At 35.7% G+C, this 23283-nt stretch carries 27 protein-coding genes and 1 riboswitch; of the genes, 16 read left to right on the forward strand and 11 right to left on the reverse strand.

The features are described from left to right. Positions 1-97 precede the first annotated feature (97 nt). From ACRASX_RS03040 to ACRASX_RS03085, 10 genes are all read left to right on the forward strand, one after another. The gene (locus ACRASX_RS03040) at positions 98-751 is read left to right on the forward strand and encodes a queuosine precursor transporter (RefSeq protein ID WP_432222374.1); all 654 of its coding nucleotides are present in this window, start codon (positions 98-100) and stop codon (positions 749-751) included. A gap of 61 nt (positions 752-812) precedes the next feature. Continuing rightward, positions 813-1370 carry a DNA-3-methyladenine glycosylase I gene (locus ACRASX_RS03045; RefSeq protein WP_432222375.1) on the forward strand — a complete coding sequence of 186 codons (558 nt, stop codon included), beginning with the start codon at positions 813-815 and terminating at the stop codon, positions 1368-1370. 93 nt (positions 1371-1463) lie between these two features. After that, positions 1464-1560, forward strand: a riboswitch (TPP riboswitch). A gap of 64 nt (positions 1561-1624) precedes the next feature. Continuing rightward, the gene (gene thiS / locus ACRASX_RS03050; protein WP_432222376.1) at positions 1625-1831 is read left to right on the forward strand and encodes a sulfur carrier protein ThiS; all 207 of its coding nucleotides are present in this window, start codon (positions 1625-1627) and stop codon (positions 1829-1831) included. Between the two features lie 108 nt (positions 1832-1939). Beyond that, positions 1940-3763, forward strand: coding sequence for a phosphomethylpyrimidine synthase ThiC (gene thiC, locus ACRASX_RS03055; RefSeq protein ID WP_432222377.1), 1824 nt, complete (start codon positions 1940-1942; stop codon positions 3761-3763). Positions 3764-3840: 77 nt separating this feature from the next. Continuing rightward, complete coding sequence (locus ACRASX_RS03060) at positions 3841-4458, forward strand: thiamine phosphate synthase (RefSeq protein WP_066310980.1); 618 nt, start codon at positions 3841-3843, stop codon at positions 4456-4458. Then, positions 4425-5177, forward strand: a complete 753-nt coding sequence (locus ACRASX_RS03065) for a hydroxymethylpyrimidine/phosphomethylpyrimidine kinase (RefSeq protein ID WP_432222378.1) — start codon at positions 4425-4427, stop codon at positions 5175-5177. Before ACRASX_RS03060 ends, ACRASX_RS03065 begins: the two co-directional genes overlap by 34 nt. Further along, positions 5170-5808, forward strand: coding sequence for a thiamine phosphate synthase (locus ACRASX_RS03070; RefSeq protein ID WP_432222379.1), 639 nt, complete (start codon positions 5170-5172; stop codon positions 5806-5808). Before ACRASX_RS03065 ends, ACRASX_RS03070 begins: the two co-directional genes overlap by 8 nt. After that, on the forward strand, positions 5795-6565 hold the full coding sequence (locus ACRASX_RS03075; protein ID WP_432222380.1) for a thiazole synthase: 771 nt from the start codon (positions 5795-5797) through the stop codon (positions 6563-6565). The genes ACRASX_RS03070 and ACRASX_RS03075 overlap by 14 nt, the downstream gene beginning before the upstream one ends. A 64-nt stretch (positions 6566-6629) precedes the next feature. Then, positions 6630-7748 carry a 2-iminoacetate synthase ThiH gene (thiH, locus tag ACRASX_RS03080; protein ID WP_432222381.1) on the forward strand — a complete coding sequence of 373 codons (1119 nt, stop codon included), beginning with the start codon at positions 6630-6632 and terminating at the stop codon, positions 7746-7748. 222 nt (positions 7749-7970) lie between these two features. After that, complete coding sequence (locus tag ACRASX_RS03085; RefSeq protein WP_432222382.1) at positions 7971-8681, forward strand: HesA/MoeB/ThiF family protein; 711 nt, start codon at positions 7971-7973, stop codon at positions 8679-8681. A 207-nt stretch (positions 8682-8888) separates the two neighbouring features. On the opposite strand, the gene aat is transcribed toward ACRASX_RS03085, so the two are convergent. After that, positions 8889-9530 (reverse strand): leucyl/phenylalanyl-tRNA--protein transferase, encoded by a 642-nt coding sequence (aat, locus tag ACRASX_RS03090; RefSeq protein ID WP_066310991.1) that lies wholly within the window; start codon positions 9528-9530, stop codon positions 8889-8891. 87 nt (positions 9531-9617) lie between these two features. Between aat and ACRASX_RS03095 the strand changes: the two genes are divergently transcribed. Then, positions 9618-10343: a phosphatase PAP2 family protein gene (locus tag ACRASX_RS03095; RefSeq protein ID WP_432222383.1), complete on the forward strand. Its 726-nt coding sequence runs from the start codon at positions 9618-9620 to the stop codon at positions 10341-10343. 52 nt (positions 10344-10395) lie between these two features. Here the strand turns inward: ACRASX_RS03095 and ACRASX_RS03100 are convergent, their stop codons facing one another. Both ACRASX_RS03100 and ACRASX_RS03105 read right to left on the reverse strand, forming a co-directional pair. After that, positions 10396-10770, reverse strand: coding sequence for a DUF3127 domain-containing protein (locus ACRASX_RS03100; protein WP_432222384.1), 375 nt, complete (start codon positions 10768-10770; stop codon positions 10396-10398). 26 nt (positions 10771-10796) lie between these two features. Beyond that, positions 10797-11672 carry a flavin reductase family protein gene (locus ACRASX_RS03105; RefSeq protein WP_066310997.1) on the reverse strand — a complete coding sequence of 292 codons (876 nt, stop codon included), beginning with the start codon at positions 11670-11672 and terminating at the stop codon, positions 10797-10799. A gap of 160 nt (positions 11673-11832) precedes the next feature. Between ACRASX_RS03105 and ACRASX_RS03110 the strand changes: the two genes are divergently transcribed. Further along, on the forward strand, positions 11833-12978 hold the full coding sequence (locus ACRASX_RS03110; RefSeq protein ID WP_066311001.1) for a sensor histidine kinase: 1146 nt from the start codon (positions 11833-11835) through the stop codon (positions 12976-12978). Between the two features lie 60 nt (positions 12979-13038). On the opposite strand, the gene ACRASX_RS03115 is transcribed toward ACRASX_RS03110, so the two are convergent. Both ACRASX_RS03115 and greA read right to left on the reverse strand, forming a co-directional pair. Then, positions 13039-13428, reverse strand: coding sequence for an HIT family protein (locus ACRASX_RS03115; protein WP_432222385.1), 390 nt, complete (start codon positions 13426-13428; stop codon positions 13039-13041). A gap of 65 nt (positions 13429-13493) precedes the next feature. Next, entirely contained in the window at positions 13494-13970 is a 477-nt protein-coding gene (greA, locus tag ACRASX_RS03120; protein WP_066311009.1) for a transcription elongation factor GreA, read from the reverse strand. A gap of 152 nt (positions 13971-14122) precedes the next feature. On the opposite strand from greA, the gene ACRASX_RS03125 reads away from it, so the two are divergent. Then, a complete protein-coding gene (locus tag ACRASX_RS03125; protein ID WP_066311011.1) occupies positions 14123-14536 on the forward strand; it encodes a hypothetical protein in 414 nt (137 codons plus the stop codon). Between the two features lie 62 nt (positions 14537-14598). Here ACRASX_RS03125 and ACRASX_RS03130 read toward each other — a convergent pair whose 3' ends face one another. The 5 genes from ACRASX_RS03130 to ACRASX_RS03150 all read right to left on the reverse strand — a co-directional run bounded on the left by ACRASX_RS03130 (position 14599) and on the right by ACRASX_RS03150 (position 20970). Beyond that, entirely contained in the window at positions 14599-16746 is a 2148-nt protein-coding gene (locus ACRASX_RS03130; RefSeq protein ID WP_432222386.1) for a TonB-dependent receptor, read from the reverse strand. 371 nt (positions 16747-17117) lie between these two features. Further along, a complete protein-coding gene (arfB, locus tag ACRASX_RS03135) occupies positions 17118-17522 on the reverse strand; it encodes an alternative ribosome rescue aminoacyl-tRNA hydrolase ArfB (protein ID WP_066311016.1) in 405 nt (134 codons plus the stop codon). Continuing rightward, on the reverse strand, positions 17522-19633 hold the full coding sequence (locus ACRASX_RS03140; RefSeq protein WP_432222387.1) for a DUF4301 family protein: 2112 nt from the start codon (positions 19631-19633) through the stop codon (positions 17522-17524). The genes arfB and ACRASX_RS03140 overlap by 1 nt, the downstream gene beginning before the upstream one ends. Further along, a complete protein-coding gene (gene pnuC / locus ACRASX_RS03145) occupies positions 19594-20217 on the reverse strand; it encodes a nicotinamide riboside transporter PnuC (protein ID WP_432222388.1) in 624 nt (207 codons plus the stop codon). The genes ACRASX_RS03140 and pnuC overlap by 40 nt, the downstream gene beginning before the upstream one ends. A 9-nt stretch (positions 20218-20226) precedes the next feature. Then, on the reverse strand, positions 20227-20970 hold the full coding sequence (locus ACRASX_RS03150; protein ID WP_432222389.1) for a geranylgeranylglyceryl/heptaprenylglyceryl phosphate synthase: 744 nt from the start codon (positions 20968-20970) through the stop codon (positions 20227-20229). 153 nt (positions 20971-21123) lie between these two features. On the opposite strand from ACRASX_RS03150, the gene ACRASX_RS03155 reads away from it, so the two are divergent. The 3 genes from ACRASX_RS03155 to ACRASX_RS03165 all read left to right on the forward strand — a co-directional run bounded on the left by ACRASX_RS03155 (position 21124) and on the right by ACRASX_RS03165 (position 22480). Next, complete coding sequence (locus ACRASX_RS03155) at positions 21124-21720, forward strand: Crp/Fnr family transcriptional regulator (protein ID WP_066311031.1); 597 nt, start codon at positions 21124-21126, stop codon at positions 21718-21720. A gap of 75 nt (positions 21721-21795) precedes the next feature. Beyond that, on the forward strand, positions 21796-22077 hold the full coding sequence (locus tag ACRASX_RS03160) for a hypothetical protein (protein WP_066311037.1): 282 nt from the start codon (positions 21796-21798) through the stop codon (positions 22075-22077). Positions 22078-22084: 7 nt separating this feature from the next. After that, the gene (locus ACRASX_RS03165) at positions 22085-22480 is read left to right on the forward strand and encodes a group III truncated hemoglobin (RefSeq protein WP_066311040.1); all 396 of its coding nucleotides are present in this window, start codon (positions 22085-22087) and stop codon (positions 22478-22480) included. Between the two features lie 50 nt (positions 22481-22530). On the opposite strand, the gene ACRASX_RS03170 is transcribed toward ACRASX_RS03165, so the two are convergent. After that, entirely contained in the window at positions 22531-23163 is a 633-nt protein-coding gene (locus tag ACRASX_RS03170; protein WP_432222390.1) for a 4'-phosphopantetheinyl transferase family protein, read from the reverse strand. Between the last annotated feature and the right edge of the window lie 120 nt (positions 23164-23283).

Here is a 23283-nt window from a genome sequence, read left to right on the forward strand (position 1 = left end):
CAAATGAGATTTTTTTTATACAATTAACTTTTGTTGAAGCAGTACTTTTTTAATGGAATCAAATAAATCATTATTTTTGAAATTCTAAAATGAAGTAATGTTTAAAACTAAAAAGGAGCTTGTTTTTGTAATACTTGCTGGTATTTTTATAACCAATGCTGTAGTTGCGGAATTGATTGGTGGCAAACTAATTCAGATCGGACCTTTTGTAATGAGCATCGGAATCTTACCCTGGCCAATTGTGTTTTTAACTACCGATTTAATCAATGAGTATTTTGGTGAAAAGGGAGTTAAAAAACTTTCATTCATCACCGCAGCGCTTATCATCTACGCATTTATACTACTATTTATGGCGATCATCATTCCAGCCGCCAAAGGAATTAGTCCTGTTAACGACGATCAATTTCAGGCTGTGTTTGGTCAAAGTATGTGGATAATCGTCGGCAGTATTATTGCATTTATGATCTCACAACTCATCGATGTATGGGTATTTTGGTTTTTTAAAAACAGGACAGGAAATAAAAAAATATGGCTCAGAACTACGGGATCTACCGTAATTTCGCAGCTTTTTGATTCTTTTATTGTACTTGGAATTGCATTTTGGTTGCCCGGAAAAATAGACTTTGATACCTTTATTTCTTCTGCAACTGTTGGTTACATTTTCAAATTATCGCTTGCTATTATACTGACTCCCTTAATTTATTTGGGACATCATTTAATTAAAAAGTATTTAGAAAACGACACCCATTAGCTTAATTTTAAAAGCACGAAAAGATAGAATAATCTAGATTTTTATATCTTTAAAATAAAAAATGGAAAAAGTGCGCTGCGGCTGGTGTTTGTCTAGTGATCTTTATAAAAAGTACCACGACGAAGAATGGGGAACTCCAGTTTACGATGAAGAAACACTATTCGAATTTCTAATTCTTGAAACTTTTCAAGCTGGTTTAAGCTGGATTACTATACTCAATAAAAGAGAAAACTTCAGAGTCGCTTTTGATCATTTCGACTATCAAAAAATTGCTTTATATGAGGATTCTAAAATTGAAGAACTACTACAAGATGCAGGAATTATTCGAAACAAATTAAAAATTTATTCGGCGGTGACTAATGCACAAGCCTTTATTAAAATTCAAGAAGAATTGGGTAGTTTCTCCAACTACATCTGGCAATTCACGAATGCAAAAACAGTTGACAACCGACCAAAAACCTTAAAAGAGGTTCCTGCGACTACGCTACTTTCAGATGCAATTAGCAAAGATTTAAAAAAACGTGGTTTTAAATTTGTCGGCTCAACAGTCGTTTACGCTTACCTCCAAGCAACTGGAATAATCAACGATCACATCCTAGATTGTTGGACCAGAAGGTAGTCTTCTATTACACTTTTTAATGTTCAAGAAACAACAGCAATTATAAAAACTTAAAATTTATAGCTTATACTTCATAATTTTTGATACATTTGCGTTTCACTTTAGGGGTGTCTGCAATTTGCAGGCTGAGATTTTACCCTCTGAACCTGATCTAGTTCATACTAGCGTAGGGAAAAGTAAGATGACTTCTTGTCGCACAATTGTGCGTTCTTGTAGCCATTCCTAAAGTATAATTGACTCTAAATTATAACGGAATGGAACTAAAAATAAACAATCAAATCAAACAATTTCAAGCAGATGTTCTAAGCATCCAAGCCTTGCTTGATATTGAAATTCCTCAAAAACAAAATGGCATCGCCGTTGCGATTAACAATACTGTAATTCCAAAATCCAAGTGGAATTCTCATTTCCTCCATAAAACAGATACTGTCATTATTATTTCAGCCACGCAAGGCGGATGATATAAATTGAAAAGATTTAAAGATGGAAGGATTTAAAAATCAGAAACTAAACCTCTTCCTTCGTGTAATCTTTCAATAATTTAATTTTTCAATCTTTGAATAAAAATTATGAACAACGAAGAAAAAATCTCCAGAACTCCTTTTCCGAACTCCACGAAAGTATACATTGATGGTGAAATTCATCCGATAAAAGTGGCGATGCGTGAAATTCATTTAGCTGATACTAAACTTTCTAGAGGAGGAATAGAAAAAAACCCACCATTAACTGTTTACGATACTTCAGGTTCTTACACCGATCCTAACATCACAATTGACATTCGAAAAGGATTGCCTCGCATTCGCGAACAATGGATTTTAGATCGAAACGATGTCGAGGAATTAAACGAAATCTCTTCCGAATACGGAAAAACTCGCTTAGAGGATGCCAAATTAAATCATCTTCGTTTTGAATATTTGCATAAACCCATGCGTGCCAAAAAAGGGGCTAATGTCTCTCAATTGTATTATGCCAAGCAAGGAATTATTACACCTGAAATGGAATACATTGCCATTCGTGAAAACCAACGTATCGAACAAATAGCAAATCAAACCCAAGCGATGCAATGCCAACATGCTGGTTATAGCTTTGGAGCAAATACGCCAAAATCAAAGATTACTCCCGAATTTGTTCGTAGTGAAGTGGCACGAGGAAGAGCAATTATACCAAATAACATCAACCATCCCGAAAGCGAACCGATGATTGTGGGTCGTAATTTTCTAGTCAAAATAAATGCAAATATCGGCAACAGCGCCGTCACTTCAAGCATCGAAGAAGAAGTTGAAAAAGCAGTTTGGGCGTGCCGCTGGGGAGCAGACACGATTATGGATTTATCCACAGGAAAGAATATTCACGAAACCAGAGAATGGATTATTCGTAATTCTCCCGTACCCATTGGAACAGTTCCCATTTATCAAGCGTTGGAAAAAGTAAACGGCATAGCCGAAGATCTAACTTGGGAAGTGTTTCGCGATACTTTGATCGAACAAGCAGAGCAAGGTGTTTCGTATTTCACTATTCATGCTGGAGTTTTATTGCGTTACATTCATTTAACCGCCAATCGCGTTACTGGAATTGTTTCTCGTGGTGGCTCAATTATGGCAAAATGGTGTTTATTTCATCATAAAGAAAACTTCTTATACACGCATTTTGAAGAGATTTGCGAAATCATGAAACAATACGATGTAGCGTTTTCTCTTGGAGATGGGTTGCGTCCAGGTTCCATCGCCGATGCCAATGATGCCGCACAATTTGCCGAATTAGAAACGTTGGGCCAACTTACAAAAATTGCTTGGAAACACGATGTTCAGGTATTTATTGAAGGTCCAGGCCACGTACCGATGCACATGATAAAAGAAAACATGGAGAAACAATTAGAACATTGTGATGAAGCGCCATTTTATACTCTCGGACCACTAACTACAGATATTGCTCCCGGTTACGACCACATTACATCGGCAATAGGAGCCGCAATGATTGGCTGGTATGGTTGCGCAATGTTGTGTTACGTAACTCCAAAAGAGCATTTGGGTTTACCCAATAAAAAAGACGTAAAAGACGGCGTGATTACTTACAAAATTGCTGCGCATGCTGCCGATTTGGCCAAAGGGCATCCAGGAGCGCAATACCGCGACAATGCTTTGAGTAAAGCGCGTTTTGAATTCCGTTGGGAAGATCAATTCAATTTGTCACTAGATCCAGATACTGCCAGAGAATTTCACGATGAAACTTTACCGGCCGAAGGCGCCAAAGTTGCCCATTTTTGCTCGATGTGTGGTCCAAAATTCTGTTCTATGAAAATTTCACAAGAGATCCGAGACGTGGCTGCCGCAGAAAAAGGAATGCAAGAAAAATCAGAAGAATTTATAGAAAAAGGGAAAGAGATTTATGTCTAATTAAAAATATTCACGAATCGACCAATTAAAGGATTTGCTTATTAATCAACTTTTGAATCTTTGAATCTAAATAAAAAATGATAGTACTTACCAATCCAACTTCAGTTGCCAAAGAAATTGACATTATTCATGAATTGTTTGATGAAGGTTTGGCGATTTTACACATTCGTAAAAACGAAATTTCTAAAAAATTAATGAAGGATTTTATAAATAGTATTGATCCAAAACATCATGATAAGTTGGTTTTGTGCAGTCATTACATTTTAGCAGATTCTTTTAATATCAAAGGCCTACATCTCAACTCGCAAAAAAGGTTTGATATACAAGGAACACTGGAGCAATCGGCAATCTCGTATTACAAATCGAAAGGGTTAAGCATCTCGACTTCGGTACATTCTATCGAAGAATTTAATACGCTAGAATCGCATTTCGATTATGCTTTTCTTGCTCCAGTTTTTCCAAGTATTTCCAAAGAGAATCATTATTCAAAAATAAATCTTTTAGAAGCTATTCAAAAAAGAACCAATTATAATACTAATCTAGTCGGTTTGGGTGGAATAAATTCTGACACCATCGAAGAGACTCTAGCGAATGGTTTTGATGATTTTGCGCTACTAGGAACTATCTGGACTGCTAAAAACCCAATAAAAAATTTCAAATTATGCCAACAAATCGTCCATTCGTACTCACTGTAGCAGGATTAGATCCTTCGGGAGGTGCCGGCATTTTAGCCGACTGTAAAACATTCGAACAACATCAGGTTTTGGGCTTGGCAGTGGTCACGGCAAACACCATTCAGACTGAAAATAAATTTATTCAAATGCAATGGATCGACCTAGATTTTGTATTGGAATCGATTACGGCCTTATTTAAAAATTATCCAATAGCAGTGGTTAAAATCGGAATTGTTCCATCGCTACTTTTTTTAGATGCAGTAGTATCGACTATTAAAAAAGTCGCGCCGACAACTAAAATTGTTTGGGATCCTGTTTTAAAATCATCTTCTAAATACAATTTTTTGACTTTAGAAGACAGGAGTGAATTGAACTCAATCTTGACAAAAATTGATTTAATAACACCCAATTACGATGAGATACTGCAATTATTCCCGAGTTTTATCAGCGATAAATTATGGTTAAAGAACGAACTTCCAACCACGATTTTATTAAAAGGTGGACATAATTGTGCAGCGTTGGGTACTGATTATTTATTTGTAAAAAACAACATTATCGAATTACCTCCAAACGATGCTGAACACCAACCCAAACATGGTTCTGGCTGCGTACTTTCATCTGCAATTGCGGCAAATCTCGCGTTAGGAAAAAACATGAAAGATGCTTGCATTGACGCCAAACTGTACATCGAAAATTACTTAAGTTCCACCTCCTCTTTAATTGGCTACCATTATGTTTAATAAATTACAATACATTTCGCAAGGAGAAAATTGCGAAAAACAACTGCAAAATATTCGACTAGCTTTAGATAGTGGTTGCGAATGGATTCAACTGCGCTTTAAAAATCAAACGGACACTGACAGCTTTAAAATAGCTAAAGCCGTGAAAATCTTATGTGAAGAACACGAAGCCAAGCTAATTATTAATGACAATGTTGCACTTGCAAAGCAAATTGATGCAGACGGCGTTCATCTGGGTTTAGCCGACATGAGAATTAAAGATGCACGTTTTATTTTAGGTGAATATAAAATTATTGGTGGCACTGCAAATACTATTGAAGATATCAAAAGCCATATTCAAAATGGTTGTGATTATATAGGTTTAGGTCCTTTTAAATTTACCAAAACTAAAGAAAAATTAGCTCCGGTTTTAGGATTAAATGGCTATCATAATATTATTCAGGATATGAAGAATCAAGTTCTTAAAATTCCGATTTACGCCATTGGCGGAATTACATTGGATGATGTGGACGTTTTAATCCAAACCGGAATTCACGGTATTGCCGTCTCAGGTCTGATTACACAAAGTCAAAAACCAAAGGAACTTATTACTCAACTTAACGAAAAATTATACGACAATGTCATTATTTAATATAGGAGATAAAAGTTTCGAATCGCGCTTGTTTTTGGGTACTGGAAAATTTGGCTCGAACCACGAAATGGAAGAGGCGATTTTGGCTTCGAAAAGTGAGTTGGTAACGGTTGCATTAAAGCGAATAGATTTAGAAACAGAAACCGATGCCATTTTAGTACACTTACAACATCCTAAAATCAATTTATTGCCCAATACTTCTGGTGCGCGAGATGCCAAGGAAGCCATTTTTGCCGCACAATTAGCGAGAGAAGCTTTAGAAACAAACTGGATTAAATTGGAAATTCATCCTGATCCAAAATATTTAATGCCTGATCCTATAGAAACGTTAAAAGCAACCGAGGCACTAGCAAAACTAGGCTTCATCGTTTTGCCCTACATTCACGCCGATCCCGTTTTGTGCAAGCATTTAGAAAATGTAGGAACCGCAGCGGTAATGCCATTAGGCTCACCAATTGGTAGCAACAAAGGATTAAAAACGATTGATTTTTTAGAAATTATTATTGAACAGAGTCGCGTTCCTGTAATTATTGATGCCGGAATTGGCGCTCCGTCTGACGCCGCAAAGGCAATGGAAATTGGCGCTGATGCCGTTTTGGTAAATACAGCAATTGCTATAGCGGGAAATCCGAAGTTGATGGCGGAAGCATTTAAAGAAGCGGTTATTGCGGGGAGAAAAGCTTTTGAGGCTAAAGTCGGAAATCAATACAATCATGCGGTTGCTTCGAGCCCATTGACTTCATTTTTATATGAATAATTTATTTCCTCCAGCTAAAGCAGAAGGCAATTGAACACCGAAACTCATTCAATAAAATAAAAAAATGAACACCTTCCAATCCACTTTTTCTCAGTACAACTGGAACGACATACAAAACAAAATACATCAAACTTCTGCACACGAAGTCGAACACGCCTTAGCCAAAACTAAGCGCAATCTGGATGATTTTATTGCTTTGATATCGCCTGCAGCGCAACCTTATTTGGAGCAAATGGCGCAAGAATGCCACGAGTTGACTAAAAAACGCTTTGGGAAAACCATTCAAATGTATGCACCTTTGTATTTGAGTAACGAATGCCAAAACATTTGCACCTATTGCGGTTTCAGCTTAGACAATAAAATTAAACGCAAAACTTTACTAGATTCGGAAATTAAGCAAGAAGTAGCTGTTTTAAAAAGACTAGGCTTTGATCATGTTTTATTAGTTACCGGAGAAGCGAATTATACTGTAAATATTAATTATTTTTTGAATGCGATAGCACTGATAAAAAAAGATTTCTCGATAATTTCGGTCGAAGTGCAACCACTTTCGCAACAAGAATACGAGCGTTTGCATCAAGCTGGCGTGTATTCGGTCTTGGTATATCAAGAAACCTATCATCAAGAAGTGTATAAAAAATACCATACGAAAGGTAAAAAGTCAAATTTCGATTTTCGATTGGAAACTCCTGATCGAATAGGAAAAGCAGGAATTCATAAAATTGGTTTAGGTGTTTTATTAGGGTTAGAAGATTGGCGCACCGACAGTTTTTTTAATGCTTTGCATTTGGATTATTTGCAAAAAACCTATTGGCAAACCAAATATTCAGTCTCTTTTCCGAGATTGCGTCCGGCAGAAGGTATGATTGAACCCAATTTTATTATGGACGATAAAGATTTAACGCAACTCATTTGCGCCTATCGATTGTGGAACGAAGATTTAGAAATTTCGATTTCCACACGCGAGGATGAAAAATTCAGAGATAATATAATTGCGATTGGCACTACAAGCATGAGCGCTGGATCTAAAACCAATCCCGGTGGTTATGCCGTGGATAAGCAATCGCTCGAACAATTTGAAATTAGTGATGAGCGTTCTGTTACTGAAATTGCTGAAATGATCGCAGCAAAAGGTTATGAACCGGTCTGGAAAGATTGGGGAAGTTTTAGTCCGAAGTTTTAAAGCATTTAAAAAAAATTTACAAATTAAAAACTACACCTATAATTTATTCTAAGTGATTTCTACTGTTTAAAATAGGCTCGCTTTTCACTAATTACTAATCACTTTTCACTAATTACTTCTCACTAATTACTTCTCACTAATTACTTTTCACTAATTACTTCTCACTAATTACTTCTCACTAATTACTTTTCACTAATTACTTCTCACTAATCACTTCCAAAAATGAGCATTATCCAAGATTTTTTAAGATACAGCCGGCAGATGAACTTACCGGAAATTGGTGATTTGGGTCAAGAAAAACTAAAAAACGCTAAAGCTCTCGTTATTGGTGCTGGGGGTTTGGGATGCCCAATTTTGCAATATATTGCTACGGCTGGCGTTGGAATAATTGGCATTATAGATTTTGACACCATCGAAATTCACAACTTGCATAGACAGATTTTATATACCGAAGATCAAGTGGGTTTATCTAAAGTTACAACTGCAAAAGCTGTTCTTGAAAAACTAAATCCGCTCATTACGATTACTGCAATTGAGAAAAAATTAATGATTGAAAATGCTACGCAAATTATTGCTGATTACGATATTGTAGTAGACGGTTCGGATAATTTTGCTACCCGATATTTAGTAAATGATACTTGCGTGCTTTTAGGGAAAACATTGATTTACGGAAGTATTTTGGGATTTGAAGGCCAATTGGCGGTTTTTAATCACAATGGAAGTAAAAATTTACGTCATGTTTTTCCCGAACCTCCGAATCCGAAAGAGGTGCCAAGTTGCAATTTGAATGGTGTTTTAGGTACTTTGCCAGGGATGATTGGTATGATGATGGCGCACGAAACCTTAAAAATCATTCTGGGATTGCCAACTTTAAGAAATGAATTGATTTTATTTTCGACTTTGAATTGGAGCTTTACCAAATTGAACTTTTAGTCAAATTTCAAAAAAACAGGCCAATTAAAATGTAGTACAAAAATTATTGAGATCAGCTCCTTTTTGCCCCAGATGAAAGTAGAAAGCCCGGACTGAGAAAGCCTATTTTTTCTTGACAGAAAAGAGCGACCGACAGGAAGCTCCTTTTATGGCTTTATAAAAAAAGGTTTTTGAGGGAGGACTTGTTACAAACAGCTGGATTAGGCCCTACTTATTTTGATTCAATAAGGTTATAAATGCTTCGCGGGAGATTTCTTGACAACCCAAACTTTCTAAATGCGGATTGTAGACTTGGCAATCTAACAACTGATAATTTTCTTTTTTGAGGTGGTTGACCAAGGCTATAAAGGCCACTTTTGATGCATTGGAAACTTTAGAAAACATGCTTTCGCCGCAGAAAATGGTTCCCAAATCGATACCATATAAACCGCCCACCAAAACCTCATCTTGCCAAACCTCAACCGATTTTGCTAATCCCATTTCGTGCAGTTTGCAATAGGAATCGACCATTTCATTGGAAATCCAAGTGCCGTTTTGCCCGTCTCTAGTGATGTTTTTACAATTCGAAATTACGTCTCTAAAGTTTTGATTGAACGTCACTTTGAACAAATTTCGATTCAAGATATTGCGCATGCTTTTGGACACGATTAAATCATCTAAAAACAGTACCATTCTTGGATCTGGCGACCACCATAAAATGGATTCTCCTGGATTAAACCACGGAAAAATGCCGCTTTTGTAAGCCAATTTCAAGCGTTCTGGACTTAAATCGCCGCCAACGGCGATAATTCCTTGCTCATCGGCTTCGTTTACATCAGGAAAAAAAAGGTTTGGAGATAAATAGTGCATTTGTTTCTTAAAAAATTGCAATCATAGGTTTACATTTGACAAATCTAATTCTTTTCTAAACAAAATAAAGAACGTTTATTCTACCTAATGAAAAAAACACTGCTCCTTTTTTTGAGTTTTTATACCATTCTTGGCTTCGGACAAGAATCAGATAGTTTGAAAGTGAGATCCGATTTTAATTATAAATCGCTAATCGCACCTACTGCACTAATTGGTGCAGGAACACTACTCTTACATTCTGATTTAAATAGTCGTCTGCAAACAGATGTCACTTCTTTTTTCGGGAACGATTTTCATGAACCTATGGATAATATTTTTCCGTTAGTACCCATTGCCCAAATTTATGCCGGAAAGTATCTTGGGTTTCAACCAAAAAATAATTTTAGACAGCAAACCATCAATTTAGCTGTTGCCAATACCGCCACTTTGATACTTATTACTGCCTTAAAACATTCGGTAAAAGAAGAACGCCCTGACGCATCTGACGAATTAAGTTTCCCTTCGGGTCACGCAGCTATTGCGTTTACCAATGCTACATTGCTTTTTTACGAATACAAAGAATCGAATATTTGGTATGCCAGTAGCGGCTTTTTATTTGCCGCTGCGACTGGAGTTTTTAGAGTTGCCAACGATCGTCATTTTACTTCGGACGTTTTGACTGGCTCAGGAATTGGATTGGTATCGGGAATTTTAGTTTCTCATTTTAATCCTTTTCAATCTTTACAATTTGGAAAGAATAAAAAATCAACTGCTTTGGTTTTTCCACAAATTGGCTCACAAATTGGATTCGGAATGCTTGTCAATTTAGAATAAAAAAAGCCTCGAATTTCATCAAGGCTTTTGTAAACTATTCGTTTTTAATGGCTTAGAACGGCAAATCGTCTGGCTCTTCTTCATTTAAGTTGGTTGCTGGAGCAAAAGCATCTGCTGCAGGCATTGGAGGCGCTTGACCTGGTGCTGGTGCAGCTGCTACTCTTTCGATTCTCCATCCTTGAATGCTGTTGAAGTATTTGGTTTCGCCTTGTGGACTCACCCATTCTCTACCTCTAATATTAATAGAAACTTTTACAGGCTCACCAATGTTGTAGCTGCTCAATAAATCACATTTATCTTGTGTAAATTCGACTAAAATATGTTGAGGGTATTGCTCATCTGTAGTTACAACAAGTTCTCTTTTTTTGAATGACGCACTAACTTGTTGTTCTGGATTAACAACTTTAATTTTTCCTGTAACTTCCATCTTCGTTATATTTAATTGTTATTTTTTTAATTTTTTGCTAAAAGCACCTTCCAAGCAGAGACCACGTCTCCGTTGTCTAAATATTTCTTCGCTTCTCGATGCTTTTTTTCGACATCATCAGCACTTAAAACACCCTTTACGGCGAAGTTTTCTTTCACAAATATACTAACTTCTTCTTTTGTAGGCAAGGCTTCTACGTTTCCTAATTTTCCTAAATCGTTCCCGTCAAAAACACCACTTTCTGTAACAAACTTTGGGATGGAGTCTACTCCTATTCCTAATGTAGTCAAAGGTTTAGGCACTTCAAAAAGTCCTTGATTGGATCGTGAATACCAGTTGGCTCCCATACGGGAAACCAAGTCTATTTTATGCTGATCAATAGCTCCACTTTCATCTAAAATACTTTCATGAATATGAATCTTAACCACTTCACACAGAATCAAATTACCCGCTCCCCCTTCAGATCCTAACGAAATAATTTGCGTCACTTTACACTCAAATTGCACTGGCGACTCGGCCACTCGCAAAGGTTTTATATTTTCTGAAGCAACGGGCGTAAAACCTGCTTTTAAAAACTCATTTACTCCCTCTGCGTATTCCGTACTTGACAGCGATGTTTGATGCACCATATCATAATTTACGACATTGATAACCACTTCTTTGGTCGCTTCGCAATTCAATAAAGTATGTTTGACCGAATTGTCTCGAACACGGCGCGCTGGCGAAAAAATTAATACGGGCGGATTTGCACTGAAAACATTAAAAAAGCTAAAAGGCGACAAATTCGGCTTTCCTTCGGCATCAACTGTACTTGCAAATGCAATAGGTCTAGGCCCAATTGCGCTCTGCAAATAGCCTTGCACTACGGCTGTTGTGGTCTCTTTTGGATCTATTGTTAGCATTGCTGGTTTTAATGTATTAGGGTAAAATCGCTTAATGACAAAAGTACATAAATCGTTCTAGCTGCAAAAGACATCATTGACTTTTAAAATTTAAATCTTTCGAAACCTTAAAATATTAGTCGTATTAATTTCGTTATATTTATACCTCAATTTGTTATCTATGCATTTTTCTGAAAGACGAAATACAACTCGGTGGATTCTCATTTCTGTTTCTTTTTTGATCATTACCCTAATTCTTTGGAACACCTACAATTTTTTTCAAATTTTTAAAAATGAAGAGCGTTTAAAAATGAATCTCTGGGCAAGTGCGCAAAAAGCATTGCTAAATGCCAATGAAAATACCGATGTTGACTTGCCGTTGCAGATTTTCAGCAACAATACTTCGGTACCCGTTTTGCTAGTTATGTACGATAAAGTTATTAGCTCGGTCAATGTACCACAGGAAATCTTGCAGGACGAAAAGAAGTCAAAATCATATCTGAAAAATTTAAGGAGTGAAAATGAACCCATTACAATTGAATATGCGCCAGGTAAATTTCAAAAATTATATTACGGTAATTCTGAACTACTAAACAAACTAAAATATTATCCAATTGCTTTACTATTGATTATCTTTTTGTGTGCTGCCTTAATTTATAACTTTTACAAAAGCACCAGAATGGCTACTCAAAACAAACTTTGGGCAGGTATGGCAAAAGAAACGGCCCATCAAATTGGCACGCCACTTTCGTCCTTAATTGGTTGGGTTGAAATATTAAAAACCGAAGAAATTGACCAAAATATTACAGTTGAAATTGAAAAAGATGTAGATCGTTTGCAAACCATTACTGATCGATTTTCGAAAATTGGCTCCACTCCCGTTTTGGAAATTAAAGATATTGTGGCTGAAACTGAAGCTACGTATACGTATTTAAAAACTAGATTTTCGTCTCAAGTAGTTTTTTCGATCGAAACGCCTGCTCATCCCATTTTTGTAAATATCAATCCGACGTTGTACAGTTGGACTATCGAAAATCTAGTTAAGAATGCGATTGATGCTATGAAAGGAAAGGGGAATTTAAAAGTCAAAATTAAAACGGACGGTTCTATAGTGAAAATAAATATTTCAGACACTGGCGCTGGAATTCCTAAAAGGCAATTTCGTACTATTTTTGAACCTGGTTTTACCACCAAAAAGAGAGGTTGGGGTTTGGGCCTTTCTTTGACTAAGAGAATTGTGGTTGAATACCATAATGGAACTATAAAGGTTTTACGTTCTGAAATAGGAAAGGGAACCACGATACAACTGACTTACAAAACCGTTTAAAACGAACATAAAAAAAACCACAAATTGCTTTGTGGTTTTTTTATTTATTATCTTTCTGTGTTACAAGTTCGCCTGAATATCTTTGGCTACTTGCTCCATTTCTTCTTTTGTCAGCGATATTTTTTTTTCAAAACGCATATCATCCATTACGTTTAACGGAATTAAATGTACGTGCGCATGTGGCACTTCTAGCCCTACAACGGCCATTCCTACTCGATTGCAAGGGATCGTTTTTTCGATTGCAGCTGCTACTTTTTTAGAAAATGCCATTAAGCCCAAATATAACTCATCTGGAAGATCAAAAAGCTTGTCTACTTCTTGTTTTGGAATGCAAAGCGTGTGTCCTTTTACGTTTGGATTCACATCTAAAAATGCTAAGAAATCAGCATCTTCTGCAATTTTATAACACGGAATTTCGCCGTTTACAATTTTAGTGAATATCGTACTCATCGTTTACTCGTTTACGTGGCCAATCTATTAATCAGTTGCACTACTTATTTTTTCAACTTAAAAAATTACTCTCTCGAGATTTCTAAGATCTCAAATTTCAAAACACCACTAGGTACTGTAATTTCAGCAACTTCGCCTACTTTTTTACCTAATAATCCTTTTCCAATAGGAGAAGTAACTGATATTCTACCCGTTTTTAAATCGGCTTCGCTTTCAGCAACTAATATGTATTTCATCTCCATTCCGTTGGTTTGATTTTTAATCTTAACATGAGATAAAATTAAAACTTTTGATAAATCTAAGTGTGTTTCATCAATCAACCTTGCGTTAGAATGAACTTCTTCTAATTTTGCAATTCTCATTTCAAGCATTCCTTGCGCTTCCTTTGCCGCATCATATTCGGCATTTTCAGACAAATCCCCTTTATCTCTCGCTTCGGCAATATCTGCAGACGCTTTCGGACGCATTACACTTTTCAAATGATCCAACTCTTCTTTCAATTTTTTTAATCCTTCTGCGGTATAATAAGATACTTGACTCATAATTTCATCATTTATATAAATACAAAAAATCCCATCGAGACGGGATCTATTATTACAAATATACTATTATTTTTTATAGTACATAATTAAATGTTAATCATATAGCGATACGTCTCAAATAAATTATTTTTGTTTTTCTAACCCGTACAAAAATGAAAAAAATAGTCCTTATTTCGCTTTTTTCCATGCTTCTATTTTCGTGTAGCGAAAATGAAATTAAAAACAATAATCCGTTTTTACCCAATTACAGTTTTGCGACAGAAATCAACATGAATCTTCCAGCATACTCTGCATTATTGTTTCCAAGTAACGGAGTATTTTATAACGGTGTAGGAATAAAAGGATTACTTATTTTTAATACTGGAAGTGGTTACAATGCATTTGATGCGGCTTGTCCCAATGAAATTCCGAGTGCTTGTGTCCCGATGACCATTAAAGGAATCAATGCTGTTTGTTCTTGCGATGAAGTTGCATATAGTTTGTTTACTGGTTTAGGAAGTAAACAATATCCGCTGAAACAATATCGAGTAGAACAAATGGGAAATGTTTTAAGAGTGTATAATTGATATAAAAAAGGCTGAAAATTTATCGTTTTCAGCCTTTTTTATATAGAACTTACTGCGTGATCTTACAACTTCAAAGTCAATCCTAATAGAAAATTAATTCCCGCTTGCGGATAATACGAAGGATAAATATCCCACATGGCACCGTTCGAAACGTATTTTTTATCTAAAATATTATTTACTAAACCAGTAACCACGATAGATTTAAAAACTGATTTCGTTTTAATCTCATAAGAAGCATTCAAATCATTAACAAAATAATCAGTTAGTTTAGCTGCTGGCAATTCGATATTGTTCATAAATTGCTCGCTCACAAATTTTTGAAGCAAAGCAATATGCAATCCTGGAATTGGTTTATAAACAAGAGCGTTTCCGACTATAACAGCGGGAGAATATGCGATATCTGTGGTTCCGTAATTTTGACCATCTACCGATAAATCTATATTTTTATTACTACTCAAAGTAACGTTAGGACGAATTAAAAACTGCTCTGAAATAGAAATTGTAGCATCAACTTCTAGACCTAAACGGTAACTGTTGTCGCTATTGGAACGAATTGGGTTTCCAACATCATCTAATCTTCCGGTCAAGATTAATTGGTCTTTGTACGCCATATAATAAAGGTTCGAACTTACCTGTACTTTCTCTGAATTAAATCTCCATCCCAATTCAAAATCATTTAATTTTTCTGGCTTCGGAGATCTTCCTTCGTAATCGGTTCGGTTGGGTTCACGATTGGCTCTAGCGTAAGAAAAGTAAAAGGTGTTTTTGTCGTTCAGTTCAAAATTCAAACCTGCTTTTGGATTGAAAAAATTAAACGTATCATCGACCAAACCGGTATCCCAACTGTCGGCTTGATACCCCACGCGGCGGTATTGCAAATCGCCATACAAACTCCATTGTTCGGTTAATTGATAATTGGCTTTTGCAAAAATATTACCATCGGTTTTGGTTGCAAAATCTTCGTAATAGCGATCGCCTAATTCTGACTGCGAGGCATAACGTGCCCAAATTACTTTTCCAAAATGAGCGCCTTCATATTTATTTAAACCTCCTCCTAAAATTACATCTAAATTTTCATCTCTGTATTTTAACGAAAAAGTTGTTCCGTAAAAGTCATTTTCTAACCATTTCTGACGTACTAAATCGGTGGTTGTAACCAAGTCAACAGCAGTCAAATTGTAATCGGCCATGTCGGCATCTTCTTTATAATTTTCGTAATAGCCTTTTCCTTTAGTATAATGCAACGCAAAGTTAGAACTCCATTTACTCGTCCAGCTTTCACTCCAATGCAATTGGTAATGATCTTGTTGGTAGTTGTCGGTTTCATTCTCGTAAAAACGAGTAGTCCCGTTTTCATCTGTGTACTTTCCAGCCGAATTGTATTTTCTATTTTCTTTCAACGTTTCACCGTCAATTCCGTTCCAAGCTTGGTCGGTTTTCTCGGTTCCTCCAAAAGCTAGTGCTTTTATCAAAGTAGTTTTGCCCAAATACGTTCCTTGCAAAAAGTATGATTTTAAATCGGTAGCAGAGCGGTCGATATAGCCATCGGATTGTAAAGCTGACAATCGCCCTGCCAGTTCAAAATGATCGTTTAATAAACCTGTACTGAACTTTACCGTATGTTTACGCGTATTGAAACTTCCGAAAGAATTTGAAATTTCCCCATTGGCTTTACTAGCATAACTATCTGTCAACATGTTTAAACTGGCACCAAAAGCACCAGAACCGTTTGTTGATGTTCCTACGCCACGTTGCAATTGTAAACTTTCGACAGACGAAGCAAAATCAGGCATATTAACCCAAAAAGTACCTTGACTCTCTCCGTCATTGTACGGGATTCCATTTATGGTTACATTGACACGAGTTGCATCGCTGCCACGAACACGAATTCCAGAATAACCTATTCCGTTTCCTGCATCAGAAGTTGTGACCACAGAAGGTAAATAATTCATAAGTAATGGAATGTCTTGCGCTAAGTTTCTATAGCTCAATTCTTTTTTACCTAAATTACTAAAAGAAACGGGAGTTTTGGTGGTTGCACGAACAGCAGAAACCAATACCTCATCGAGAGAATTGACTTGAGTAGAATCTTTAACTTGTGCAAAAGAATTAAAAGAGAAGAAAATAGAAACGAGAAGAACCGAGAAGGTCTGTTTTGAACCTTTGCAACTTTGCAACTTTGCAACTTTGCGACTTGAAAAATTTTCCATCCGTAAAATAATTACGAATAAAAGGGGGAATTATTCTTTTTGTTTAAATTAATAAATGATTGTTCCGCTGACAAATAGGTAGTTTTCACTACAAAATCTGTCATATTTCCCTTAGCAACATTACTTGCTCAGGTTCGTTGGGTATGATCTCAGCTCGTTATTTAGAGCACCCCTTTGAGACGGTGCAAAGGTAGGTTTAAAAACTACATGAATCAATTGCAAAAATAAAAATTCAATGCATTTTATTTGAATGCGAAAATTCATCCAGCCTACAGTATAAATTGAAGAAGAACGTGTAAACAGAAATTTACACTAACTAATTGGTGCTAATTTTGTATTACAATATTATTCCTATAACTCGTTTAAAAACATTAATCTAAATCTGGTTTTTTTCGATTCTTTTTTACTTCTGAAATAATCTTTTTATTTTTTATTCGTTTTCGGATAACCGACTTTGGAATCTTAGTTTCTTTACGAATTTTAGGAATTATTAGTCCGTTTGTAATTAAAGTAATAAAACGCTTAATTACAATTTCTTTATTTTTGAATTGACTTCGATCTTCATCACAAGTAAGAATTAGAATATTTTCAGAAGTCAATCGGTTTGCTACTTTTGTTTCTAAAAGTAATTTCTCTTCTGAAGTTAATGCGCTCGAAGCATTCAAGTCAAAAGTCAAAACTACTTTTGAAGATACTTTGTTCACATTTTGCCCACCAGCACCACTGCTGCGGACGGCTTTAAACTGCAATTCTGATATGATTTTATGCACTTCCATTATTGCGGCTGATGTGTTGCTTTTAATAAATCGTTTACGGTTTTTACCGGATTAAAAGTAATTAGTGGAACCGCTACAAAAACAGTCAACCAATCGGCCATCGCACCGTTCCAAAGGCCGGGCAATTCATAACTTTTAACACCCTTTCCATTCACACTTTTACGAACTACAAATCCCGTATTGACATCGACAAATTGTGCTAAATCAAACTTTTTACCTTTGTAATTCTTGATTCCGCAAACCAAATCAACAGGATTAAAATGAGTGGACTTTTTGACAATTCCGACCTGCTCTTCGTTTGATAAATCTACTTGAGACGTTTCTATAATTTGCAACGCTATTTTTCCATTGCTATTTTCCACCCAAAAAGGACCGCCTCCAGGTTCTCCTTCATTTTTAACCATTCCGCACACTCGAATCGGACGATTAAGTATTTTTTGTAATTCTTGAATCTGCTCTTTTATCGAAGTGTTTTCAAGACTGATGTTCTCATTTAGATTCTCTTTTAAAAACTTTGTAATTTCGTTGATTTCTGGCGTAGCAATCTCAGTACCATCTTCAAGTAAAGCAAGATATTCAAATACTTTTTCTTGTAATTTTATCAGTATTCCTGCCAGTGCCTTTTTGTATAAAGCAGTAGTTTCTAAATGATTTTGAATGATATTATCAATGTTTTTCACAAAAACAATATCGGCATCCAAGTTATTCATATTTTCAATTAGTGCTCCATGGCCACCTGGTCTAAACACTAATTCGTTTTTCTCGTTTTTAAATGGATTGTTTTGTAAATCAAGGGTTAGTGCGTCTGTTTTTCGATCTTGATACGAGTAGGAAACAGCAATAGTACAATTTGTTTTTTGTACTACCTTGGCTCGCAATTCACGTACTGCTTCTTCAAAAAGTGACTGGTGATTTGCAGACACCGTAAAGTGCAATTCTGATTGATCGTTAGCGTTTGCATAAGCACTGCACTCGAACAAATGCTCTTCGATAGGCATTGCAATATGATCTTTATATTCGTGAAATGGCACTACTGCTTTGGGCTTGTTAGCAAATTCAAATCCACATGAAGAAAGTAACATTTTTATAAAATAAAAGTTCTTGTAATCGCTAGATAGCGAATCAAAATCACGATATTTTTTTCTTAACTTTTTATCGACCGCCTTAAAAAAAGGAAACTTTTCCATTCCCATAATAAAAATAGGCAACTGCATGTCTTTTGTACGATTGATATAAGCATTTATGCTTTCCTTTTCGATTTTAAAATCATTTACAAATGCAGTTAAAAACGTAAACATACGAGTAGCCGCTCCTGAAGCAGGAACAAATTTCATCAATTTTAAATCTGCTTTTTTGCTGTCGAAATACGTTGCTTTTTTTACAAAGTTAGCTTCAGACAATGCGATTATTCCGTTTCCTAGAGTAGCCGCTTTCTTTAAATTGATGGCGGGTATTCCCTCTTTTAAAATCTTTAATTGCTTTTTAATTTTTGAAAACGGAATTCCGTGTTTGTAAATCTGTACAAAATCATTTGAAGAGAACCCCATCTCTTTAGCCTCTGTTAAATCAGAAATAATTCGTGTGGCCTTTTTGAGTCGCTCTTCTTTATTGCTCGAAATAGTAATAAACGGCTTGTTAAATTGGATCAGCGTATCTTTAAAAACAGAAAAAACAGTTTCTCTGCCTTCATCGGTATCCCGAATGTCGTCTTTCTCCCAAGGCACATCAATATTGGTTAAAAAAAACAAATCGTACTCATGCTCTACTGCAGCCTCATTTAAAGCAGGATCGCAAAAACCGTAATAAATTTCAGAAAACACTTTGGTCACCATTAAGTTGGTATCACAAAATAAGTATTGATGAGCTGATTGTAATCTCTCGTTTTCTAATTGCATCTGACCGTAAGCAATAGGCAATAAATCATCGGATACGCAAATGTGCCCATTCTCTTCCCATTTTTCTTGCAAATAATCGCGTGCAAACTCGGGTACCCATTCTGTTTTATAAAATGCAGCCAATTGTTTTGCCAACGTGGTTTTGCCAGTACTCTCTGGCCCGAACAAAGCAATTTTTAAGATTGTGGTACTGTCTTGTCTAAGGTTTTTTTCCATTCTAAATAAGCAGAAATAGCTAATATTGTAAAAATTAAATACTGTAACGATATCATTCCTAAACCTCTATAAGCATACAGAGGCACTACTATAATATCACCTATAATCCATAACGTCCAATTTTCGATTTTCTTTTTGGCCATCAACCACATTCCTGCAAAAAATATTCCTGACGAAAAAATATCGATGTAATTATCTGTATGAATTGGATAATCAAAAAATTTATAAATTCCGAAAACCACTAATATGGTCACCACAAATAATGCAAAAGCAATTATTTTTTCTTTATTATTAGTTCGTGTAATAGGTAAATTATCTTCGAAAATAGTTCCTTGAGACCATAAATACCAGCCGTAAATGCTCATTATAGAGAAGTAGGCATTGATCATCATATCGCCCAAATATCCCGCCGTATAAAACAGGTAGATTGAAATTACAGTTGCAATCAATCCCGTTGGATACACCCAAATGTTTTCTTTTTTAGCAAACCAAACACTTAATATCCCAAACACAAATGCAATAAATTCAAGCGCAATATGCCATAAGGGAACATTTTTATAAGCTTCAATAAAAAAATCAATCATTCTGGTTGGTTATTTGGTTGGTTTTATAGTTTCAAAAAATCCATTGTCATTTTCAAAAGCAGTTCCAATTACTACTAAATCGGCTCCCGCTTGATGTGCTTCTTGAATTTGGCGCAAAGTTACAATTCCTCCACCCACAATTACAGGAATACTAACATTTTTGGCGATTAAAGAAATCATTTGTAATGATATAGCCTGTTTAGCACCACTTCCCGCTTCGAGATAAATTAATTTTGTGCCTAACATTTCACCGGCTTGTGCAGTTGCTAAAACCAAATCTAAGTTTTCTCTTTGCAAAGGAGTTGTTTTACTCACGCGAGCGACAGCCGTTTCGCTTCCACTTTCTATTAAAATATACCCTGTAGAAATAATTTCGAGATTTGTTTTTTTAAGAATTGGCGCTGCCTGCACCTGGTATTCAATTAAATAATCAGAATTTCGGCCCGACAACAACGACAAAAACAAGATAGCATCTGCTTTGTCTGAAATTTGAGTAGGATCGCCAGGAAACAAAACGATGGGCAAATCGATACTATTTCGCAACTCGGTTAACAACTCTTCTAAAATAAAATTAGTTACGATGCTGCCTCCTACAAAAATATGAGTCGCTGGCGAAAGTTGTATTTTTTGGACAAGTGCTGGTATACTTTTTACCTCAATTTTATCAGGATCTAATAAAATGGCAAGTAGTTTTTTATGGGCTTCTTTGGCTTTTAAAATTTCGTGGTAAATGATCTTGGTTTGATTTTGCATAATGGCTGCAAAAGTAAATTTTTTTTGATGGCTGTTTACTATTTATAATGAATTATCTTTGAGCAACTGCGGTAAAGCAGAATTCATGTCTATCGAAATTGATTTGCTTCAAACTAAATTTTGTACCAAACAAACAACCTTAAAAAACCAATAATGATTGCTAGTTCACTGCTTCAAAAATATGGAGTTCAAATTAAATCCTATTCTAAAAATGAGTTGATATTTGAAGAAGGCAAAAGTCCCTCTCATTATTTTCAAATTCTTTCGGGAGAAGTAAAAATGAATAACTTTAATGATGATGGCCGCGAATTTATTCAAGGTTTTTTTAATGAAAATCAATGTTTTGGAGAACCGCCTTTGTTTTTAAATCGCGATTATCCTGCCAATGCGGTTGCAGTTGAAGATGTGCAATTGTACGTACTGCCTAAAAGCAGTTTTATGGAACTTTTGCATGACAATCCAGATGTGAGTTTAAAGGTCATTGAAAATTTAGCGCAACGGCTATACTACAAATCGGTTATGGCCGCCGAAATATCTAACCATGAACCCGAACATCGTGTATTGCGCTTGTTTGATTATTCGATCACTTTTTTCAATTTCAAAAAAGACGAAAATGGCTACCTCATCAATCTAACGAGACAGCAAATTGGAGACTTAACGGGATTGCGAGTAGAAACGGTAATTCGTGCCATAAAATCGTTAGAAAAAAAAGGCGAAGTAAAAATTATAAGCCGAAAAGTGTATCGATAAAACAGTGTTTATGATTTGAGTCATAAACTACTGCGTGGCTGTGGCTGTATCTTTGTAGTATAAAAACTATGTACTATGACACTATATAACAATATATTCGAAAAATTCAATCAAACTTATATTAGTTCTGCAACATTAGCCTTGTTAGCACAAAGTTGCTTAGGCGGCGCTGCAGCAATGACCATTTTAGCAAATGGTACGTCATTGTGGCAAATGGCTCAATTAGGAGTTATTGTACTGCTTTGTATGGGTGTGAATACCGGTATTTTGGCACAGTTGGGCCATAAAATGATCTTCAACTTTGTACTTGCTAGTGCTTTTTTTAGTACCTTATTTATTATTTTAAATTCTAACTAAATTCTAAATGAAAAAAGAAATAGAAAACCGTGAGGATGTTGCACTTTTAGTCCATACTTTTTACGACACGATTCGTGAGAATGACGAAATTGGTTTCTATTTTAATGAAACAATTAAAGATTGGCCTGCTCATCTAGAAAAGTTGACCGATTTTTGGGAGATGAATTTATTTGGCGGACGTAATTTTCACGGCAATCCGATTGTGGCACACAATCAGGTAGACGAGAAATACCAAGGAGCAATTACTCCTGAATTATTTGGCGTTTGGCTGAACAATTGGTTTGCCACAATTGACCTTCTTTTTGAAGGGGAAAATGCGGATATCTTAAAAAGAAGAGCTCGTAAAATGAGTACTTTTTTATATTTAAATATCTTTCAAAACCGAGAAAGAAAACCTGCATAAAAAAATAAAATCTGCTTTCCCATCTAACCTACTAGTATATTTCTGTTTTTTTAATACTGAGAAGCGTACACTAAAATACAATTTTCTATTTCGGTAAATTCTACCCCAAATTTAACTGAAAGACCCGAAAATTGTAAATACGCGCTTGTCGAATTTTTATTTCCCTTAAAGGAATCAACTTCTATATGATCTTTGAAGCTGATTCCTTTTTCATTTCTTATTTTGAAAATGGCTTCTTTGGCTCCCCAAATCACGGTGAGTTGTTTGATGTATTCTGCTGTGTTTTCAGGATTTAGATAAGTAAATTCTTTATCGGCAAATTTAGTAGCAATACGCTGAATCTTATCGCGCTGCAATTCGATATCTATTCCTGTAGGTTGATCACTGACGATAATGCCAGCGAATTGATTGGAATGGGTGATTGAAATGTGTTTGCCGTTGTCTAAATGTGGTTTTCCCGAAGCATCATAATACAAATTAAAATCGGTCAAGCCTAGTTTTTTTAATAACATACGAACGCTCAAAAAAGCTCTTTGGTGCAACTCAGATTTCATGCCATCCAAGCGCAATTGCATGTTTGGCTTTAGCGCTACTTGCGCTTTTAGTTCGTTTAAGGATTCGGTGATCTTCCAAACTAATAATTGAGTGTTTTCGTTTGGAGCAATTGTTTTGTATAGAGGCATTTGCTTGAATTCTGAATATTAAATGGTTGGTTGGTAAAACAATGTTAGCATCTAGCACTTTTTAGCCCCGGTAGTAGCGGCATCCTTTTGTGGCATTGTTTGCCACAAAAGATACAGCGG

Source organism: Flavobacterium sp. TMP13, from assembly GCF_050847115.1.
GTDB lineage: Bacteria > Bacteroidota > Bacteroidia > Flavobacteriales > Flavobacteriaceae > Flavobacterium.